Annotated in this window: 3 protein-coding genes; all 3 read left to right on the top strand. The window is 45.3% G+C overall.

What is annotated here, in order from left to right; all coding sequences use genetic code 11:
• Nucleotides 1-487: HAD-IIA family hydrolase (locus B3O33_RS01050; protein WP_292362755.1), on the top strand; the 487-nt coding region annotated here is incomplete at its 5' end.
• A gap of 19 nt (nucleotides 488-506) precedes the next feature.
• A complete protein-coding gene (gene dhaK / locus B3O33_RS01045; RefSeq protein WP_292361951.1) occupies nucleotides 507-1496 on the top strand; it encodes a dihydroxyacetone kinase subunit DhaK in 990 nt (329 codons plus the stop codon).
• A 78-nt stretch (nucleotides 1497-1574) separates the two neighbouring features.
• Nucleotides 1575-1946 (top strand): GxxExxY protein, encoded by a 372-nt coding sequence (locus B3O33_RS01040; protein ID WP_292361952.1) that lies wholly within the window; start codon nucleotides 1575-1577, stop codon nucleotides 1944-1946.
• Nucleotides 1947-1997: the final 51 nt, after the last annotated feature.

The raw sequence follows: 1997 nt of genomic DNA, 5'->3' as shown, positions 1-1997 counted from the left end.
TTACTACCCAGCTGATCCGCAATCCAACACTGAGAATATCTGGGCGGATATAGTGGTGTCAGGTTTAGACAGGAAACTGACATGGGATAAGCTGGCCACAGCAACGTTAAATATACGTGCCGGAGCTGAGTTTTATGCCACCAATGCAGATACTACCTTACCCACCGAACTTGGCGAGGTTATGGGAAATGGTGGTGTACTGGCCGCTTTAACAGCGGTAACGGGTGTCGAACCTATAGTGATTGGTAAGCCCGAACCCATTCTGTATCAGCAGGCTTTTGAAATTCTCGGTACAAATAAACATAACACGGTTGCGATTGGCGATAGATTAAATACCGATATATTAGGTGCCGTTAACGCCGGTATGCGCAGCATTATGGTGTTAACCGGAGTGTCATCGGAAGCCGATCTGGCGGATATTGATTATCGCCCCGACTGGATATTTAAGGATATTCAGGAAATCACGACAATATTAAAACAGCTCTGATAATCAGGAGATTGAGATAATGAAAAAAATAATGAACCATGTTGATAAAGTGCTTGAGGAAAGCCTTAACGGCTTTGCCAAAGCGCATCAGGATATTGTTTATTTGCAGCAACAACCCGCATTTGTCCGTCGTTTAACTTTGTCAGAAAAACCAAAAGTTGCACTGATTTCCGGTGGTGGTTCAGGACACGAACCGCTTCACACCGGGCTCGTAGGGAATGGCATGTTGGATGCCGCCTGTCCTGGACAAATCTTTACCTCACCAACCCCTGATCAGATGCTAGCTGCTGCCGAATCAGTAGAAAATGGTGCTGGTGTGTTATTCATTGTCAAAAACTATGCTGGCGATGTGATGAATTTTGAAATTGCGGCTGAAATGCTGGAATGTCAGCATGAGACGGTACTGGTAAAAGACGACGTGTCTTTACCCGAAGCACATAGTACCGGTCGCCGCGGGGTGGCGGGCACATTGATTGTGGAGAAAATTGTCGGTGCCGCGGCAGAACAGGATTACGATCTGTCCCGGTGTAAAGCGCTGGGTGATCGTGTTGCTGATAATACAGCCTCAATGGGTTTTGCCTTAAGCAGTTGTACCGTACCCGCTGCGGGGCGTCCTACATTTGAAATCAGTGAAGACGAAATTGAAATGGGCGTCGGCATTCATGGTGAAAGAGGGCGTGAACCGATGACGATGGCTTCGGCAGAGGAACTGGTTCAGCATGTAACCGCCGCCATTGATAAGGAATTAAATCCTCAGCCTGGTCAGCAGGTGTTGTTACATGTAAATGGTTTTGGCGCGACACCGTTGATGGAGCTCTATCTGGTCTACGATTTGGCGGCAAAATTCTGGGAAGGGAAGGGGATTGAAATCAAACGCTCGTTAGTTGGTAACTTCACAACCTCTCTCGATATGGCTGGTTGCTCAGTGACATTGACCTTACTGGATGAAGAAATGCTCGCTCTGTGGGATGCCCCTGTACATACTGCCGCACTTCGTTGGGGTTGTTAAAAGCGTTAACCACAGAGACACAGAGGGCACAGAGATAGTGATAGATTTCTAAATTGTAATGTCTCAGGGAGGAGGCTTATGAGTAATGAATTAACAGGTGAAATTATTGGTGCGGCAATTGAGGTGCATCGTCAAGTTGGTCCGGGCCTTTTAGAAGCAATTTATGAAGAGTGTCTGATAAGCGAATTAAAGCAGAGAGGTTTACGATTATTGAATCAATATCCCCTGCCAATTTTCTATAAAGGTAGACAACTTAACTCTGCTTATCGACTAGATTTGCTGGTTGAAGACAAAGTAATTGTGGAGTTAAAAACAGTAGAAAGTCTTACTGGGCTTCATAAAGCTCAACTTTTAACCTACCTGAAACTAGCAAAGCTGAGATATGGATTATTACTCAACTTTAATGTTTCAATGATGCGACAAGGCATTGTGAGAATGCTAAACGATTAACCCTCCGCTCCGCATGTTTTTTTTAATTCTCTGTGCCCTATGTGTCTCTGT

The organism is Methylophaga sp. UBA1464, assembly GCF_002325665.1.
Classification (GTDB): domain Bacteria; phylum Pseudomonadota; class Gammaproteobacteria; order Nitrosococcales; family Methylophagaceae; genus Methylophaga.
The sequence above is the reverse complement of the archived record's forward strand: the minus strand, read 5'-3'. Positions and strand labels throughout refer to the sequence as shown.

Coding starts and splice junctions, on each gene's coding strand:
- dhaK (WP_292361951.1), top strand. CDS start 507: ATGAAAAAAATAATGAACCATGTTGATAAAGTGCTTGAGGAAAGCCTT.
- B3O33_RS01040 (WP_292361952.1), top strand. CDS start 1,575: ATGAGTAATGAATTAACAGGTGAAATTATTGGTGCGGCAATTGAGGTG.